The organism is Shewanella sp. 8A (genome assembly GCF_023475945.1).
Lineage (GTDB): Bacteria > Pseudomonadota > Gammaproteobacteria > Enterobacterales > Shewanellaceae > Shewanella > Shewanella xiamenensis.
Window position 1 is genome coordinate 63,428 of record NZ_JAMDJP010000011.1, and the last position, 16,798, is coordinate 80,225.

19 protein-coding genes are annotated in these 16,798 nt (G+C 46.9%); 9 read left to right on the top strand and 10 right to left on the bottom strand.

Annotated elements, in window-relative coordinates:
• Positions 1-17: 17 nt before the first annotated feature.
• From M0413_RS10465 to M0413_RS10480, 4 genes are all read right to left on the bottom strand, one after another.
• A complete protein-coding gene (locus M0413_RS10465; protein WP_218677779.1) occupies positions 18-1,805 on the bottom strand; it encodes an ABC transporter ATP-binding protein/permease in 1,788 nt (595 codons plus the stop codon).
• 287 nt (positions 1,806-2,092) lie between these two features.
• Positions 2,093-2,650 (bottom strand): heme utilization protein HutZ, encoded by a 558-nt coding sequence (hutZ, locus tag M0413_RS10470; protein WP_037427099.1) that lies wholly within the window; start codon positions 2,648-2,650, stop codon positions 2,093-2,095.
• A gap of 33 nt (positions 2,651-2,683) precedes the next feature.
• Complete coding sequence (gene hutX / locus M0413_RS10475) at positions 2,684-3,169, bottom strand: heme utilization cystosolic carrier protein HutX (protein ID WP_370687114.1); 486 nt, start codon at positions 3,167-3,169, stop codon at positions 2,684-2,686.
• A 99-nt stretch (positions 3,170-3,268) separates the two neighbouring features.
• On the bottom strand, positions 3,269-5,362 hold the full coding sequence (locus M0413_RS10480) for a TonB-dependent hemoglobin/transferrin/lactoferrin family receptor (RefSeq protein ID WP_249554070.1): 2,094 nt from the start codon (positions 5,360-5,362) through the stop codon (positions 3,269-3,271).
• Positions 5,363-5,607: 245 nt separating this feature from the next.
• On the opposite strand from M0413_RS10480, the gene M0413_RS10485 reads away from it, so the two are divergent.
• From M0413_RS10485 to M0413_RS10515, 7 genes are all read left to right on the top strand, one after another.
• Positions 5,608-6,528, top strand: a complete 921-nt coding sequence (locus M0413_RS10485) for an energy transducer TonB (RefSeq protein WP_249554072.1) — start codon at positions 5,608-5,610, stop codon at positions 6,526-6,528.
• Positions 6,529-6,624: 96 nt separating this feature from the next.
• The gene (locus tag M0413_RS10490) at positions 6,625-7,368 is read left to right on the top strand and encodes a MotA/TolQ/ExbB proton channel family protein (RefSeq protein WP_037421517.1); all 744 of its coding nucleotides are present in this window, start codon (positions 6,625-6,627) and stop codon (positions 7,366-7,368) included.
• Positions 7,365-7,802 (top strand): ExbD/TolR family protein, encoded by a 438-nt coding sequence (locus tag M0413_RS10495; protein WP_047538389.1) that lies wholly within the window; start codon positions 7,365-7,367, stop codon positions 7,800-7,802. The genes M0413_RS10490 and M0413_RS10495 overlap by 4 nt, the downstream gene beginning before the upstream one ends.
• A 93-nt stretch (positions 7,803-7,895) precedes the next feature.
• Entirely contained in the window at positions 7,896-8,849 is a 954-nt protein-coding gene (locus M0413_RS10500; RefSeq protein WP_249554075.1) for a hemin ABC transporter substrate-binding protein, read from the top strand.
• Between the two features lie 2 nt (positions 8,850-8,851).
• Positions 8,852-9,868, top strand: a complete 1,017-nt coding sequence (locus M0413_RS10505) for a FecCD family ABC transporter permease (protein WP_037427112.1) — start codon at positions 8,852-8,854, stop codon at positions 9,866-9,868.
• 11 nt (positions 9,869-9,879) lie between these two features.
• A complete protein-coding gene (locus M0413_RS10510; protein WP_249554077.1) occupies positions 9,880-10,698 on the top strand; it encodes a heme ABC transporter ATP-binding protein in 819 nt (272 codons plus the stop codon).
• A gap of 86 nt (positions 10,699-10,784) precedes the next feature.
• On the top strand, positions 10,785-11,126 hold the full coding sequence (locus M0413_RS10515; RefSeq protein WP_169547436.1) for a DUF2956 domain-containing protein: 342 nt from the start codon (positions 10,785-10,787) through the stop codon (positions 11,124-11,126).
• Here the strand turns inward: M0413_RS10515 and M0413_RS10520 are convergent.
• The 3 genes from M0413_RS10520 to M0413_RS10530 all read right to left on the bottom strand — a co-directional run bounded on the left by M0413_RS10520 (position 11,123) and on the right by M0413_RS10530 (position 13,422).
• Positions 11,123-11,491, bottom strand: coding sequence for a hypothetical protein (locus M0413_RS10520; RefSeq protein WP_249554078.1), 369 nt, complete (start codon positions 11,489-11,491; stop codon positions 11,123-11,125). The genes M0413_RS10515 and M0413_RS10520 overlap by 4 nt on opposite strands.
• Positions 11,492-11,605: 114 nt before the next feature.
• Entirely contained in the window at positions 11,606-13,075 is a 1,470-nt protein-coding gene (locus M0413_RS10525; RefSeq protein ID WP_249554079.1) for an NAD(P)/FAD-dependent oxidoreductase, read from the bottom strand.
• Positions 13,072-13,422: a winged helix-turn-helix domain-containing protein gene (locus tag M0413_RS10530; RefSeq protein WP_169547434.1), complete on the bottom strand. Its 351-nt coding sequence runs from the start codon at positions 13,420-13,422 to the stop codon at positions 13,072-13,074. Before M0413_RS10530 ends, M0413_RS10525 begins: the two co-directional genes overlap by 4 nt.
• A gap of 198 nt (positions 13,423-13,620) precedes the next feature.
• Between M0413_RS10530 and M0413_RS10535 the strand changes: the two genes are divergently transcribed.
• On the top strand, positions 13,621-14,172 hold the full coding sequence (locus M0413_RS10535; protein WP_144374829.1) for a DUF924 family protein: 552 nt from the start codon (positions 13,621-13,623) through the stop codon (positions 14,170-14,172).
• 166 nt (positions 14,173-14,338) lie between these two features.
• Positions 14,339-15,160, top strand: coding sequence for a substrate-binding periplasmic protein (locus M0413_RS10540; RefSeq protein WP_231570547.1), 822 nt, complete (start codon positions 14,339-14,341; stop codon positions 15,158-15,160).
• Positions 15,161-15,165: 5 nt separating this feature from the next.
• On the opposite strand, the gene M0413_RS10545 is transcribed toward M0413_RS10540, so the two are convergent.
• The 3 genes from M0413_RS10545 to M0413_RS10555 form a co-directional block, all read right to left on the bottom strand.
• Positions 15,166-15,603 carry a universal stress protein gene (locus M0413_RS10545; protein WP_088586037.1) on the bottom strand — a complete coding sequence of 146 codons (438 nt, stop codon included), beginning with the start codon at positions 15,601-15,603 and terminating at the stop codon, positions 15,166-15,168.
• A 172-nt stretch (positions 15,604-15,775) separates the two neighbouring features.
• Positions 15,776-16,207: a universal stress protein gene (locus tag M0413_RS10550; protein ID WP_249554080.1), complete on the bottom strand. Its 432-nt coding sequence runs from the start codon at positions 16,205-16,207 to the stop codon at positions 15,776-15,778.
• Between the two features lie 19 nt (positions 16,208-16,226).
• Positions 16,227-16,625: a SpoIIAA family protein gene (locus tag M0413_RS10555; protein WP_037421553.1), complete on the bottom strand. Its 399-nt coding sequence runs from the start codon at positions 16,623-16,625 to the stop codon at positions 16,227-16,229.
• Between the last annotated feature and the right edge of the window lie 173 nt (positions 16,626-16,798).

Sequence of the window (16,798 nt, forward strand, 5' to 3'; positions counted from 1 at the left end):
TTTACCCAATCCAAGTCTTACTCGCTCAATGGGTTAACCTCATCCGTTAGCAGCTGCAAACTGGCAAACTCGCGATATAGATCATTGGTTTGCATTAGAGTTTGATGCTTACCACTGGCAACAATTCGCCCCTTATCAAACACAATAATTCGATCGGCATTAATTACGGTTGCAAGCCGATGGGCGATGATCAGCGTAGTTTTACCCGCCATTAACTCATCAAGCGCCAGCTTCACTTTTTGCTCACTCAAGGCATCGAGTGCACTGGTGGCCTCATCGAGTAATAGGATGGGTCTGTCGGCTAAAATGGCCCTCGCAATGGCAATACGTTGTTTTTGCCCGCCAGATAAGCGCACACCGCGCTCACCCAAATAGGTTTGATAACCTTCATTAAATTCACTGATAAACTCATGGGCACGGGCCGCAATACAGGCATCAATCACTTCCTGCTCGCTGGCATCAACGCGGCCATAGCGCACATTTTCCAGCACACTGGTGGCAAAAATCACTGAGTCCTGCGGCACCAGCGCAAACTGCGCCCGCAAATCCTGTGGTGAAAGCGCAGCAATATCAATCCCATCCAATAAGATACTGCCCGATGAAGGCACATAAAACCGCTGTAATAACTGAAATAGCGTGCTCTTGCCGGCACCACTCGGGCCGACCAAAGCCACCCGCTCGCCAGCATTTATTACAAGGTCTAAGTCGCTGAGCACTAACTGAGTTTGCTCGGGATAATGGAAGTTAAGTTGTTGCAGTTGCAGCTCGCCGCGTACTTTATCTGGCAGAGTTTTAGGCACCAGTGGCGCCGGAATATCGACCTCAGTTTCGGCTAATTCGATTAAGCGTTCTGCGGCGCCCGAGGCGCGTTGGATTTCCCCGACCACTTCACTAATGGTCGCAACCGCGCCTGCCACCATCACGGCATAAAACATAAAGGCTGAGAGTTCGCCGCCCGTCATCTTACCTGACATCACATCGTGGGCGCCGACCCAAGTCACTAGCGCAATGGCAGCAATACTGAGGAACATCACTGAAGAAATCAGCAGCGCGCGGTAACGAATGCGGCCGCTGGCGGCGGTCATCACATCTTCGACACGGCCATTGAACAGGCTGCGGTCCTTATCCTCATGGCCATAGGCCTGCACTGTGTGGATCTCATGCAAGGTTTCATCCACATAGGCACCGAGATCCGCCACCCTATCTTGGCTTTCGCGCGCTAAGGTACGCACTTTTCGGCCAAAGAAACCGACAGGCCCCAACACCAAAGGCACGGCCAGTAGCACGAGCAGTGTCATCTTCACGCTGGTGATCCCCATCATCGCCAGCCCACCAATAACCGTCACGCCGGAGCGCAGTGCCATAGAGAGACTCGAACCGACAACGGTTTGCAGTAAGGTTGAATCGGCGGTAAAACGTGAAATCACCTCACCAGTGCGCACCTTGGCATAAAATGCCGGAGATAATTTAAGTAATTGATTATAAACTGCAAGCCGAATATCGGCACTGACACGCTCCCCAAGCCATGTCATCAGATAAAAACGGCAAAACACCGCAGTGCCACTCACTGCGGTGATGAGCAACACCAATAGAATAATTTCATTCAGCCGCTGGGCGTTATCCTTAATAAAACCTTCGTCCACCATCAGCCGCACGCCTTGGCCGAGGGATAACCAGGCCAAAGAACCGATCAATAAAAATACAATCGCCGCGACAACTCGCAAACGATAGGGCTTAAGAAATTGCCAAATCCATGGCAATACTGCCCGTTGGCGAACCGAGGTGTGTGAAGATTGTTGAGACACAATGGACTCCAATAATGGTCGAAGAGGTGGAATGCTCGAATCGGTGGGCTCTATGAGCGGTTTGTTCACTCTTGTTATCCTTCGGCTTTATTTGTCATTCAACTTAGCACAAATGACAATCAACTGAGCACACAAGAAAGCGCACACGATAACCAAAGTGATGCTAGCAAAGCAAAAATTCAAGGCTAAGAATATAAAAGCCAAAAATAAACCCGCATTGATAGCGGGTTTATGATTGCGCCTTGAGTAGGGCAAGATCAAAGTACAGAAGTGTAAAACACAGATATCTAAGCTACCTGCATATCTTCAGGCGTTTTTGGGGTGCCATGGTGACCATCACGCTTCCAGTTCACATCGAGTAATTCACTGCCTGTAAGAGTAAAGGCTTGGCCAAAGCCTTTGACATACAATCCTTGATGGGGCGCTAACTTGTACAGGTTAAAGTCCGTCAGCGCTGCCAAATTATCCGACATGTCGCCAAAACGTTTAGATAACAGGCTGACTCCTTTGCTAAACGAGGGCGTATCACGTGCAACCGCTTGAGCCATGGCATCAAAGGTTAATCGTTTGCGGGCGAATACAGATTTGGCTTCGACTTCATCCTCCACCAGCATCACAGACACTTTAGTAGACTGTTTAAGATTATGGCCGTGGCGCGCTAAGTCACTCACCAAGATATAAAAACCATCGTCTGCTAAGGCAAATGGCGCGTAACTGGCATTAGGTTGACCATCGGTATCGACGGTGGCGAGTTGTAAGGTTTTACGTTGCTGTTTAAAGACCTCTATTTCAGGTAACAGTTTGTCCCTTAAACGCTGTTCTTGCTCGGAAATGTCAGGCTTCATATTAGTTTCCTCAATAAATTACGTTCATCAATGTTAATCAGCAAAGGTAGCGGCCAGCGCTTTAAAACGGCGCACTTGCTCAGGAAAAAGCACTCTTTGCTTGTCACGTCCTAAATAAACTTTAAATACCACTTCCCCCTGAGGTCCAAAAAAGTTAATGGAATGGCTCTCGCTGCCCCTAAAAGGTCTGCTGATCAAAGCTATCGCCCGCATGCCATCCAATTTAAGATGGCCATGTAAGCCATCCCCTTTGCTGTAGAGGTTGTAGTAACCATGGGCAAATTTTCCTTGGGGAAAATCGCCTTTAAATTCAAATACACTGCCCGAAAGCATCACTATGGTGGTTAACGAACCCCACTCGGGTAAGCTTTGTAGTAACTCGTCCATATGGGCCAAAGGTAAAAATACTCGCTGCGCTTTAGGTAAGGCGGTAACCACCTCAAGCTCGGCAATCCCTAACTCACTGGCCAATTGTGCAGGCATTAAATCTGGTTGAGTTTCAAATCGTTGTCGCAACATTTGCTGGGTTTCAGCATTTGAATCTCGGCGACTCAGCACGTTATCCGTGTTTTCAATGTCGACTGTTTGGGTCATTTCCTAGATCCTCTATCCCAAGGTTTAGAACATGTAGCGTGCAGACAGCTTCATATTACGGCCGGGCTGATACAAGGTTTGCCATGCCTGCAGATACTTCTCATCACCAATGTTTTCAATGGCAAAATCAACTCTCAGGCCCGACATCACGCCCATCGCGGGCTCCCATGCTAGGTACACATCCCAAAGGGTGTATTCATCATATTTTGCAACACTGTAACCTTTGGGTGTATTCGCTTGGCTGGCAACATAGGTCACTCGCGTGCCTAGCTTCATATCGCCTTCCATAATCCCTTGGGACAAGTCGACATTAAACTTATTGGCTGGCATCCCTTCGATATAATCGCCAGTGTTACGGTCTTCTCCGCGGGTTTGACCATAATTCATCGCTAAACGCGTTTGTCCGATGCGATAACGACCGCTGAGCTCAAAGCCCGTTAATTGAGCGTCTTCCACGTTGTTCCACGAGGTTGTTTGCTCAAGTCCTGGTATCCCCCGATATGGATTAGAGACTTGCTGAACAATAAAATCGTCCACATCGTTACGGAAGATGTTTAAAGTAATCGCTAATTCATCATCACCTGCTAACTCATTGAAGCGAAAGTCAGCTTTAAGCTCTTTATTACGGGCCACTTCTGACTTTAGGCTAGGATTTGTCGCAAAGGTGTTACATAACCCTTGGGGTAAAAAACCCGGTATTGGCGGAATGCAGTAATGGGTACCGCTAGAGAACATTTCCTCCACCGTCGGCGCTCGGAAGGCCTGATCATAGCGCGCACTTAAGGTCAGCCATGGCTGCGTTTGCCAACTTAATCCAAGTGAAGGAGATAGCTCAGTATCATCAGCAGATGCATTAAGGTTATGACTCTCGTTTTTAAAACTGTCATAACGCAAAGCTGCATCGAGGTTTACCGTTTGTGTCAGTTGCACATCCGCCCGAGTAAAAGCTCCCCATACCGTTGTTTCGCCATCAATATCCTCAGGACGCTGCCCAACCTGTCCCTTATCGTCTCTAACGGTTTTAAGGGTATCGCGATAGCCATCCACACCGTAGGTCAACTTAGTGTTACCGAGTTGAGAACTATTGTTCACATTAACGCCAACGGTGCGGTATTCAGTACTATCTAATTGGCCTTTAGTGACACGGTCTTCATCGTAATCTGTGCTATTCCAATAAACCTGCACATGAGTATCCAAATAAGGATTATTGGCTGGCGCTAAGCTGTAATTGAGGGTGATATTTTGATCGTCCGTTTTGCGGCGCACTAAAGGCACTGAGCTACTCACAGCCGCAGAAGGATTACTTGGCACCAATTCATTAATCTTGTTAACTCTTGCCGATAACGCTAAGCGCGAGGCTTCATCAGCCTGCCAGCCGAATTTAGCCAGTCCACTGCTTCCTGAAGAAGCGCTGTTGGCTAAGGTTTCATCATTGCCGGTATTAATATTATTGGAATCAACATAACTGCCATTGAGCAACCAATCGACTGTTGCTTGCTGGCCATAGACTGCGGCGCTGGTTTTAGTGCGGTCGCCATTGGTGTCATAGCCTTGCTTGACATAACCACCAAAGGTTTCATTTGGCGCTAAAAAATCCTGAGCAGACTTAGTATTTTGTGCAACAACACCGCCGAGGGCACCACTGCCCCACAAACTACTGGCAGGACCACGGATCACCTCGATAGATTTAAGTAGTTCAGGGTCCATAAAATAGGAACCGCGATGACCCGAACTGGTATTTTGCCTTGCACCATCGATCGTTTGTAAAACACGATCACCGCTTAAACCACGAATCTCGACGCCCTGAGAGGTCGCTCTTGGGCCATTTGTTAAGTTAATATTCGCTTCGTTTTTTATTACTTCGGCAACCGATGAAGCCTGTGAAACGTTAAGCTGCTCTTCTGCGACAACAGCCACACTTCGACTGGTTTCAGACACTTTCTCACTCAAACGCGTCGCACTCACTAACACTTCATCAAATTCAGTTTCAACCACCCCCTGTTCAGCACTCTTCTGAACCGCAGTGGGTTTGACGCCTTCTTCAGCCGCTAACGCAAAACTTAGCGCCGTACTACTTAGTGCCATCGCAACGGCGATCACTAACGGCTTTTTGTTCATATTATCTTCCTCAAATTATTAATTTTATTAATCAATTAGTATCTAAAAAGACCCGTAACAGTCATTCGCCCACCTTGGCATTTTGCTAGTTTTTTGAGCATTCACTTTAGCAATTGCAGGCACTCTAACTGAGAATGTAAATTAGATCAAATGAAAATCATTATCATTTGCGATCTTATTTATATTTATGTATCTTAATTAGCAATGATTGATGAGTGAATGCTTTGGGAATGGGAAGGTTTGCCGTGACACCGAAACGATATTTAGCTTTTGGCGCATTAACTGTTGCGATTCAAACGGGTGTGATTGCATCGCAGCCTTCGATTTCATTACCGAAGGATCTTAACGAATCTGCTCAAATGCACACATTCAATGAGGTAAACAAAGCGGTTACCTTAAGCTTTGCAGCACATCATTCAGTGGAAAAATCAGCGGTCATATCTGAGCTAAAAAGTACGCCAGCGAATGCAGATCCCGTGGATACGATCTCTCAAAATGGGCGTAATGCAAGCTCGTCTAATGCCAAGGTAGCTAATGCCCGTTTGTCTAATGCCAGTAAGCCCCAATCGGCGCCAAAACGAACTGATACGGCGACAACTGAAATGGCAAAGCAAGCCCACGTACCGACCACAGCTAAGCCGCAAACTGTTAAATCCGCTGAACAAAACAAGCCAACGCCGAACACATCCTCTAAGGTAGATGCGACAACGGCTATGCAGCTAATGGCTGCAAATACACTACATCAACAAGAAACAGAAGAAATAGCAAAATCTTCTGAGCGAGAGATATCGCAAATGGCAGAAATCAAGACTCAAGATAATGCAGCTATTAACAACAGCGATGTGACGCCCACAAGTGCCAGCAAGAACACCAAAGCCACTCCCGAGGTTATCGAGCTGGCAACACCCACTTTTGCCAGTCAACCTCCCCAACCAACATATCCGCGCATGGCGCGCAAAAAAGGCTTGGAAGGAACCGCAACAATTGAAGTGATGTTTAACGAATTTGGACAACAACTCGCCCTCACGTTAGTCAAAAGCTCTGGTGTCAGCCTGCTGGATCAAGCGGCACTAGAGGCGGTAGAGACTTGGCAGTTTGAGGCGCCAAGCCCAAAACTGGCGAGCCATTACAAGGTGAGGGTACCGATTCGCTTCGCCTTAAATTGATCCTGTGGCGATGCAATCGCTTAACCACGCTAATCCTATTGCAACGAATTTGGCTGAATGCTTGATAACAGATCTAACTATAGAGACTCACCGCTTATGACTGACTTTTCTACCCTACATGGCCAGCTCGGTTCACTCACCTGGCCTTTGCTGATATGTGCATTCCTTGCCTTGATGATTTGCCTTGAGCGTAGCGCACTGTTTTTACAACAATCCGTAGCGTCAATCTCCCCAAAAAAACAAGCTTGGGTTAAAGAGCTACGCCACTCTGATGCCAAACCGACAAGCGAAAACATTCAAGCTTTACTCTCTAAAACCAGCCATCAGCAGGATTTACTGGCCCGTGGCGCAACACTGCTGTTAGCGCAAGCACATCAACCCAAACCACTCAGGGAAGAATTACTCAGTCTATGGCTGAATAAACAACAAAGGGAGCTGCAAGCGGGCCTTAAGATTTTGCAAGTGATAGGGATTATTAGTCCGCTACTGGGGTTACTCGGTACGGTGCTTGGGTTAATTGACATGTTTGCCCAACTTGGCCAGTCCCAAGGGCCAGTCACTCCTGCGCAACTCAGTGCGGGGCTTGGTCTGGCGATGAATACTACCGCTGCAGGTCTTATCATTGCGGTGCCGACCATTACCGCCGCGCATTTATTCGGGATCTGGGCGCATAGCCAATGCTTAAAAGCGAGCCATGTGCTGAATCAAATTAACTTATGGTTATCCGGTGTAGACAAGCTACCACTTGAGCAAGACTTATATCAGGCATTCGCTCGAGGAAATCAGGCCAATCAAACACCTAACACTTCACACGCCGCATCTATTGAGTCTCAGCCATGATAAGCACTCACCACACGTCGTTACCCCAAGCAGGGATCAGTGCCTTAGAGCCACTGCCCAGCGTCGATCTTACGGCATTGATTGATATTATTTTTATTGTTTTAGTGTTTCTGTTACTCACGGCAAATAGCCGTTTGCTGAGCTTACCCGTTGATGTACCTCAAAGCCCAAGCAGCGCCATTACTGCACTCGAGCATAAGCAATCGATAGCCATCAATATTATGGCGACTTCACCCTACTGGGCGATTAATGGCGAAAAATTTGCTGATTTAACCGCATTTAATTCAGCCTTTGAAGCGCAGTTAACGGCCCAACCACAGGCCACCGTCATTATTGCTGCCGATAAGGCCGCGCCAGTTGAACCGCTAATGCAGCTACTGGCACTTTTGCAGGGCAACGCCATTAATCAAACCCAAATTTTGATGGAACATTAACCCTAAACCTTAACTCAATCGTGTTTTAACCCGTTTACCCTGCAAGGTTGATAACACCTCGACCTTGCTTTTAGATGGATCAGGAGTTTACCCATGTTGTTTCAAGCTGTGCGTTATCGATTTAATAAACTCAGTCAACCGACCGATAGCAATGTATTCAATAAATGGTTGTGTCTACTCCCCGCAGTCATAACACTCTTTTCATTTAATGCTTGGAGTGCAACTCAGGATATAAAGTTGGTGAGCGCGGGTGCGGGTGTCACCGAGTTAGTGCTGGCGTTAGGGGCGGCCGATGAGTTAGTGGCTGTCGATGCCACCAGCTATGTGCCTGAGCAATTAAGCTCAGTCGCCAAACTGGGGTACCACCGCATGCTTTCCGCTGAAGGCATTATGGCACTCAGCCCTACACTAGTTGTGGGGTCCGACGTCATGGGCCCAGAAATCACCCTTAACGTACTAAAACAAGCCAATATCAAGGTAGTGCAATTACCCTCAAGCGCCGATGAGCAACAATTAATGAGCAATATCGATACGCTGGCACAATCGCTTAATCGAACAGACAAAGCGGCCCCGCTAAAGCAGGAGTTGCATCAAAGGCTAGATAAATTAAATAAGCAAAAACAACAACTCAGCCAACATAATGCTCAGCCAAAAATCCTCTTTATGTTATTACAGGAAGGACGAGGAGCCCGAGTCGGTGGCAAAGGTACCGCTGCCGATACCATTATTGCGCTATCGGGCGCAAAGAATATTGCAGACTTTGAAGGCTACAAGACATTGTCCCAAGAGGGCATTCTCGCCTTACAACCGGATGTGATTTTACTGTCTAACCGCAGCGAAAAAACTGACTCGCAAACCAACACTCAAACAACCCAGGCTCTATTAAAGGAGATGCCGCTGCTAGCGCATACTCCCGCAGGCCAAAATGGTCATATCCAAACCCTTGCCCCGCAAGCTTTACTGGGAGGTTTAGGTATTAGCGCCATTGGTGCTGCCGAAACGCTTGCAGATACCCTACTCACTCAAGGTAAAACGGCGGGAAAATAACCATGTTACAGTATCGCTGGCTTTGGCCCACAATGATGATGCTCCTCATCCTGAGCAGTATACTCTCGGTGAGTGTAGGTCCTGTAAGCATTAGTCTTATGGACTCCCTCAGTGCGGTATTTAATTGGGCAACCCAGCAAAGCATTGGCAATCTTGCACCCCATGAGCAACTGGTGGTAAGTAACGTGCGTCTACCCAGGACCTTGTTAGCCCTTACGGTAGGCGCAATTCTTGCTCAATGTGGCGCTGTGATGCAGGGATTATTCCGTAATCCACTGGCAGACCCAGGTATTATCGGGGTGTCATCGGGAGCTGCATTAGGTGCGGCCATCTGTATCGTGTTATTTCCCGACGTGGGATCTTTTATGATTTCCCTTGGCGCATTTCTCTGTGGGTTAGCCACAACCCTGATCGTTTATCGTCTGGCGAGTAACGGTTTAGGCACATCTGTGGTGTTATTGCTGCTGTCCGGCGTGGCAATTGCAGCGCTAGCAGGAGCGGGCATAGGCGTACTGACTTATCTCGCTAATGATATGGCATTACGTGACTTAACCCTTTGGCAAATGGGCAGTATTGCAGGAGCTCAATGGCAATATGTCGGCCTGTGTTTACTGGTATTAGTGCTGCTGAGTTGGCGTTTTCAGCGTGATGCCATGGCACTTAATGCCCTGCTACTGGGTGAAGCTGAAGCCAGACATTTAGGGATTGATGTCGACCGTCTTAAGTTAAGACTCATCCTACTCTGTGCATTAGGCGTAGGCGTGAGTGTGGCCGCAACAGGGATTATCGGTTTTATTGGTCTAGTAGTTCCCCATTTAGTGCGGATGATTTTGGGGCCAGATCATAAACGACTTTTACCCATGAGCGCCCTCTTGGGCGCTGCGCTTTTAGCCTTAGCTGACATAGGTGCGCGGGCATTTTTACCTCCCGCCGAATTACCCGTCGGCTTAGTCACAGCGCTTATCGGTGCGCCATTCTTTATCTTTTTACTCCTGCAACAACGCAGCAAATTAATCTAAGCGAGAACTCCATGGCTATAAGCTTATCGGCTGCGCCCGTCGCTAAACAACATTTTGAACGTACCCAATTAACCGTGGATAGGCTCAGCTACGCTATCGGCGATAAGGCGGTGTTGAACAACATTCGCGTGCAATTTCAACCGGGCAGTGTCACCGCACTTTTAGGGCCTAATGGGGCAGGCAAATCCACACTGTTAAAGGCACTGTGCCGAGAGCTCCCCACTGCGCAAGGCAGCATCAAGCTTGGCTACTGCCAACTCGTGGATTGGCCAAGGGCTGAACTGGCAAAATCCCTCGCCGTTCTGCCTCAACATGCCAGCTTAACCTTCCCCTTTACCGTGGATGAAGTGGTGGCAATGGGGCTTTATCCCTTAACCTTGAGTCAAAAAGAAGGGCAGCAGTTAGTCACAAAATGGCTTGACGAAGTGGGTGTATTGCATTTAGCCCGGCGCAGTTACCCCACGCTTTCTGGGGGAGAAAAACAAAGGGTGCAACTGGCGAGGGTGTTAACGCAGTTAAGCCAATCCCCCTTCCCGCCGATTTTACTGTTAGATGAGCCTACCTCGGCACTGGATCTGGCGCAGCAACACAAAGTATTAGCGCTAGCAAAAAATCTCGCCCACAAGCACGCCTACACTGTGATTGTGGTATTGCACGACCTCAATCAGGCAGCCCGTTACAGCGACAGAGTTATCGTCCTCAAACAGGGAGAAATCGTCAGTGAAGGTACACCTAACGATGCATTATCGATTGATATAATTCGCCAAGTATGGGATTACGAACCTGAGTTTATTTCTGCACCACAGCGTGGTTACCCACTGATTTTTTAATGCAAAATTGACTTCACTAGCGCCTTTAGCGACACAGTTGTGGGTATAATCGCTGCAATAGACACCTAAAGTCACAGTGTGAACAGATGAAAACCACTATCTCAACCGAAACCCAGCAAGATGCCTTAGCCATGGCGAAGGCCACTCAAAAACCAGGACAAACCAAAGAACAAACTAAACTGATTGCCCAGGGGATTGAAAAGGGCATTGCCGAATATAAAAAACTGCAAAAAGCCAAAGCTCGCGAACGGGATAAACAGAGAAAACAACAGTTAAGGGCAAAAAACCAACAAGTAAGCGCGGCTGGCGAAATGGATGACGGCGAAGATTTTTCGCTGCCACAGACTCAATTTACTCCTATTGCTTGGGCTGCCATCGCCCTGTTACTCCTCAGTTGGCTAGGTTTTGGGGCATATATCTTCCTTTAACGGGGGAGATTCGCGCGTATCGTATCAAAGTAGCCAGTCAGCTCCTGTGGTAGAAACTCTTGTACTGTTAGCGCCTTAGTGTCGATATTGCCAGCCCTTAGCTGGACTCGCCCCGTATCGGGCAAAAAGGCCAACTCAAGCCAGTTGGCTCTATTGGGGTAGCCATCGAGAGTTAGGCAAAGCGCGTTATCCCGCTCAATCGCAGACTGACAATCCCAGCATTGGCCGATAAGATCGAGCAACACTTGCCCGCTTTTCATATCGGTTAATCTTGGCGCGTACACCCAATGGGGCATGCGCATTTCGTGGGGAATCGTCTCAAGCTTAACGCGGCCCTGTAGGAAAAACTGTTCGGTTAATATCATCGGATCATCAAAGTACTTATCGTGTATGAATAAATCGTGTATGAATAAAAATGACTCGGTAATGGCCTGATTAACTCTCTGGTTTACTGATTAACTCTCTGGTTTATAAGTAGATTAACTCATTAAGCCTTCTAATCGATTCGCGAGCCGCTTAGCTAAGCCTTTTTGCCAAGCCGCACTCTTTGGACGGCTGTAAAGCCTATCTTCCCATGCAAAAACCTTGTTCATGCCATGATAAGCAAGCCACGGTAAAGGTTCAGGTTCCCAAGGCGTTAATACTTGCTGAATGGGGGCATTAAACGCCCAAGGCATAGTAGTAAGCGGCGTATCACGCGCTAAGATCAAGTCCACCAGCGTGCGGGCAAAAAGATTGGCAGCCCCAACACCTTCGCCGCCGTAACCACCAATAAGCCCCAATCCTACATTTTTATCGTAAATAGCGTGGGGCGCAAACTGCCGCGCTAAGGCTAAGGTTCCGCCCCAACCATGAGTAATTTGCACATCCGCCAATTGCGGAAATAACGCCAACAATAGCTGATAGCGAAAGCCAAATTCCCCTTTAAAAGCCGATTGACGATGGCTAGCGGGAGATTGGGTATTAAAGCACTCGGGATTAAATCCAAATTCAGTCCGCACTTTAGCGCCAAATCCGTAGCCGCCACGGGCGCCAAATATCAAACGGTTATCGGGGCTTCGCTGACCATAGGTAACGATGCGGCTAGCATCACTAAAGGTCGCGCGATTAGCTAAACCAATGTCCTGCCACATTTCATCCGTTAACGGCTCAGTGGCGATCAGTAAACTCTGAACAGGCAAGGTGAATCGACCCAATTCACCCAATTGGCGAAGATAGCCTTCAACGGCGGGCACCACAATCGCCGCACGAACATTTCCTTGTGGCGTCTGTAATTGGGTTTGCGCATCACCGAGATACACCATGTGATTTACTGGGGTATGCTCGTAGATCTTCACCCCTAAACTTTGCACCAGATCAGCCAAACCACAGACGAGTTTCGCTGGGTGTATTCGCGCACAATGGGGGGTATAAAGTGCCGCTTGGCCGTAGGCCATACACACTTGCTTATCAAGCTCGGGCTTATCCAGCCAACGAATATCTTCTTCACCAAAGCCATCAGCGCGCCACTGTGCTAATTCGGCTTGAATATTGGCTAATTGCTCAGGATAACGCGCGGCTACCCGTAAATTGCCGCCATGGTGTAAATCACAGTCGATATGATGCTTGGCGCAAACTGCGGCAACTTCAGTAATAGCTTGTTGGATCAAGGCTTTTGCTATTAAGCGCGACTCACCTTGAAGCTGATTAAGATAGGCTACATCGCCACTAAAACCGCCCATCAACCAACCGCCATTTCGCCCCGAAGCGCCTTGGCCAATGGTGTCAGCCTCAAGAATCACCACGGATAAATTGGGCTGGTATTGCTTAAGATAATAGGCCGTCCATAGTCCTGAATAGCCCGCGCCAATAATGGCGATGTCTGCGGCAATATCATGTTGTAGCGCAGGTAAAATAGTTCTTTGACTTAATTTAACTTCAGTATCAAACCAAAATCCGCGCTCTTTCACGCCACTGATTCACTTAATGCCACGGTTTCACTTAATGGAGCGACGCCGATAATTGAGGCTATTTCCTCGAAATGAGTATCGACCCACGCACTGCTAATCGGCCCCCAGGTCAAAATGCGATAATAACCTGCATTGTTTCGACTGCCATCTTGCACAAATTCGACGCGAATACCGATATCTTCAAACGCGGCGATAGCATCCTGCAATGTTCGCCTCGGCATTCCAGTCAACTTATTGAGTGATAACAAGTTATGCCGATCATCATCCATTAAATGCGCTAAATATAGCTTACGTAAAAACGCCTTATGTTGTTTCGATATTGACTGAGTAGCAGATTCGAGGGGCATAAAAAATCAATCCAAATATTGACCAAGTGAGTATAAAACTACTTGATATTCAGTGAATAAGAAATAGCCTCCATTCAAATTATTCGAGCAAATTGACCCGTTTGACATCTGTTCCCGCAGATACATTTTCTGCATTTGCTTGTATAAGCTCTCCATCACTGTTATTTGTAAAAAGATTAATCAATGGGAGAGCCAACGATGGGCCAAATGATTACCGCACAGCAAGTGCTATATTTCTGGTTTGAGGAAATCTCACCTCAATCTTGGTGGATAAAAGACCCAACATTTGATGCACAAATCCAATCTCGCTTTGAAGACCTATTAAAACAAGCCAAGCGCGGTGAGCTTGCGCATTGGCGCGTGACACCTCAAGGTCGTTTAGCCGAAATCATCGTACTGGATCAATTCTCGCGAAATATCTATCGCGACACGCCAGCAGCGTTTGAGGCCGACACCATTGCGCTGGTCCTTGCCCAAGAGGCTGTTGCACTCCAAATTGATAAGGAGCTTTCTCCCAAACAAGTACCCTTTTTGTTTATGCCTTTTATGCATAGCGAATCCCCTGCCATCCATCAAGTTGCTGTAAAATTGTTCAATCGAGAGGCTGCAATCGCTAATCTCGAATTTGAACTAAAACACAAGGCTATTATCGACAGATTCGGTCGTTATCCTCATAGAAACAAAATATTAGCTAGAGAGTCGACAGCAGAAGAAATCGCTTTTTTACGCCAGCCAGACTCGTCATTTTGAATATAAACAAGCTTTATTCAGATAAAAATAACTGTGGCTGTAGATTAACAAACTACACTTACAATGATATGTCAGGGGACAACTCTGGGCATCATGAGATGGCCAATGGTGTGAAAGGTAACAGTGCGTAATGAAACAAACTAACCATATTTCCTGCGTCTCTAGAATGACCTGTATTCGCTACCCATTGCTAGCAGTAATTGCATTATTGTATCCCCAATTAATCCAAGCGGCGGAACTGAAAATTGGCGTGAGCCTCTCCATTCCTCCCTATGTCATCCAAGAATCTGATAGCGGCCTAGAACTCGATTTGCTGTATCAAGCACTTGCAGTCAAAGGGCATACCGCCAATATTGAATATTTGCCTTTAGCACGCACTTTCCATGAACTTAGGGAGGGCAAACTAGACGGCATAATCAACGTAAAAGAAGGCATGATCGAAAACGTTTTCTACTCTAATGTGGCGATTCGTTATCAAAATTGCGCAATCAGCCTAGAGAAAAATAACTTTTCGATTAATAGCATTAAAGACTTAACGGATAAAAAAGTCGTTTCCTTTCAACGTGCAGCAAGCTTCTTAGGTGATGAATTTGCTCAAATGACTAAAGCTAATCCTAGTTACCAAGAACAAGCTCGGCAAATACAGCAGGTTTACATGTTGATGAAGCACAGGGCTGATGTAGTGGTTATGGATAAGAACATTTTCACTTACTATCTTAGACAGGCATTTATTGAGGGAAAACTCACCGAAGTAGAGAGTAAACAGGTGGCGGTATGTCATCGCATTTTTCCACCGACTGAGTATAAATTTGCGTTTTTAAGCGAGCAAATCCGTGACGACTTTAACCTTGGGTTAAAACAAATTACCGAAGATGGGACACTGATCGCCTTACAAGAAAAATATCGGCAACTCATGTCCCTAGAGAATGAAGCTGAAGCCTCAAATACCATTGTGGATCAATCAAAACTCAAGCAAGATCCTTTATAAGTTAACTACTTAACTACTAATACTGGGCATTTCGCCAATCTAACAACATCTTGACTCACATGGTGCTTTAAAAAATCCACTAAGCCGCTGCTGCCATGGCTTGCAATCACAATCATACCCGCATCGGCTGACTCAGCTAAAATCTCTTCGCTCGCATCACCATGACGAACAATACATTTAATCTTTAGTCCAGCCGCTAATCCCTGCTGCATTTGCAGCTGTAGACTCTGCATTTTTGTCTCCACAAACTCGGCCAACTGTTGCTCAAGTGTCGCGGGAGTATCTACCGCAATACCATAACAATGGGCACTTCTTGCAGGGCTGACGACATGCAGCAAACGGATATCTACGTGATATAGATTAGCCATTTCAACCGCATAATTAAGCGCATGGGCGGCAGTTGCCGAAAAATCCGTAGGGCATAACACTTCTTGAGTACGCATAATTTTATCCATCACTTAGGTTGTTGCGCCCAATATTAGGGCAAATGGCATTGCTTATAATCTGTATTTTATCGCAGTAACTCGGGACAAGCAGCTAGGCCGTAAAATTAATTATGCTTTAGCAATCAAAAACAAAGGGCGCCTTAGCGCCCTGTAATCTACCCAATACAGACTATTTCACGACCAATACAGGGCATGCCGCGCCATTGGCAACAGCTTCGGCAACATTCGTATGTAAAAAGTGCGAAATTCCGGTTCGTCCATGGCTAGCAATCACCACCATACCCACATCCTTACCATTCGCCTCCTCGAGGATTTGATCGACGGGATCGCCTCGGCGAATAAGTGTTGTAATCGGTAATTCGCTCTTGAGTCCCTCGAGTAACGCCTGAATTTTAGTTGCTGCGGCCTCCTCCATGCTTTTAGCGAGCTCCTCAGGGGTAATCGCTAAAATCATAAAGTTTTCATCACCAATAGGTTGCTCAACAACGTGTAAAATCTTTAGCCCTACATGGTATAGATTTGCCATTTCAATAGCATAACGTAACGCATGGGCCGCAGTTTCCGAAAAATCTGTGGGCCAGAGTATTTGACCTGAACGCATAATCTGTTCTCCTTAATGGCTAGTCATCGTGAAGCTCATCTTTGAGCCAAGTAATGGCATCCAGTTTGTCGACAAAAAACTTAACCTCGGCCGGAGTAAACCAGTTTGCCAGCTTTGCCATCACTTCCTGTAGAGTCGTTTTACCGACAATAGCAATCCGTTCAAAGTGGCGAACATGCTTAACCCCTAGTTTTAGATCATCCCAAGCGGCTTGAAGTTCCCAACCTTCAAGCTCAGTCACATCGACTAAGGCATAAATATCGGGATCTTTCACCCCAGCTAACGCGGCTTCGAGCACGGGTACCATCACCTCATAATCTTGATGAGTTAAGGTACCAATAGCTTTAAAGGCAACAAAAAAGTCATCATCACCATAACGCTCGATCCCAACTGAAATTCCATGCTTTAACAAAGTCATACATACTCCTTGTCTAACAAATGTCCTGTTAAGTGTAAAAGCTAAGTCTCTATCAGGCCGTGATCTTGCTCATAAATGCATCAGTATGCTTGCGCAAAATCACGCTAACCGCTAGGATAAACCGACTAATCAGTCGGTTTGTGTATTGAGCAACAAACGGCTTTATTTTATTA

Bases quoted from the DNA above. Each gene is read 5' to 3' on its own strand.
- M0413_RS10520 (WP_249554078.1), bottom strand. From the start codon at position 11,491: ATGATATTAACCGAACAGTTTTTCCTACAGGGCCGCGTTAAGCTTGAG.
- hutZ (WP_037427099.1), bottom strand. From the start codon at position 2,650: ATGAAGCCTGACATTTCCGAGCAAGAACAGCGTTTAAGGGACAAACTG.
- M0413_RS10495 (WP_047538389.1), top strand. From the start codon at position 7,365: ATGATAAGCACTCACCACACGTCGTTACCCCAAGCAGGGATCAGTGCC.
- M0413_RS10510 (WP_249554077.1), top strand. From the start codon at position 9,880: ATGGCTATAAGCTTATCGGCTGCGCCCGTCGCTAAACAACATTTTGAA.
- M0413_RS10490 (WP_037421517.1), top strand. From the start codon at position 6,625: ATGACTGACTTTTCTACCCTACATGGCCAGCTCGGTTCACTCACCTGG.
- M0413_RS10515 (WP_169547436.1), top strand. From the start codon at position 10,785: ATGAAAACCACTATCTCAACCGAAACCCAGCAAGATGCCTTAGCCATG.
- M0413_RS10550 (WP_249554080.1), bottom strand. From the start codon at position 16,207: ATGCGTTCAGGTCAAATACTCTGGCCCACAGATTTTTCGGAAACTGCG.
- hutX (WP_370687114.1), bottom strand. From the start codon at position 3,169: ATGTTGCGACAACGATTTGAAACTCAACCAGATTTAATGCCTGCACAA.
- M0413_RS10500 (WP_249554075.1), top strand. From the start codon at position 7,896: ATGTTGTTTCAAGCTGTGCGTTATCGATTTAATAAACTCAGTCAACCG.
- M0413_RS10530 (WP_169547434.1), bottom strand. From the start codon at position 13,422: ATGCCCCTCGAATCTGCTACTCAGTCAATATCGAAACAACATAAGGCG.
- M0413_RS10480 (WP_249554070.1), bottom strand. From the start codon at position 5,362: ATGAACAAAAAGCCGTTAGTGATCGCCGTTGCGATGGCACTAAGTAGT.
- M0413_RS10540 (WP_231570547.1), top strand. From the start codon at position 14,339: ATGACCTGTATTCGCTACCCATTGCTAGCAGTAATTGCATTATTGTAT.
- M0413_RS10545 (WP_088586037.1), bottom strand. From the start codon at position 15,603: ATGCGTACTCAAGAAGTGTTATGCCCTACGGATTTTTCGGCAACTGCC.
- M0413_RS10505 (WP_037427112.1), top strand. From the start codon at position 8,852: ATGTTACAGTATCGCTGGCTTTGGCCCACAATGATGATGCTCCTCATC.
- M0413_RS10535 (WP_144374829.1), top strand. From the start codon at position 13,621: ATGGGCCAAATGATTACCGCACAGCAAGTGCTATATTTCTGGTTTGAG.
- M0413_RS10555 (WP_037421553.1), bottom strand. From the start codon at position 16,625: ATGACTTTGTTAAAGCATGGAATTTCAGTTGGGATCGAGCGTTATGGT.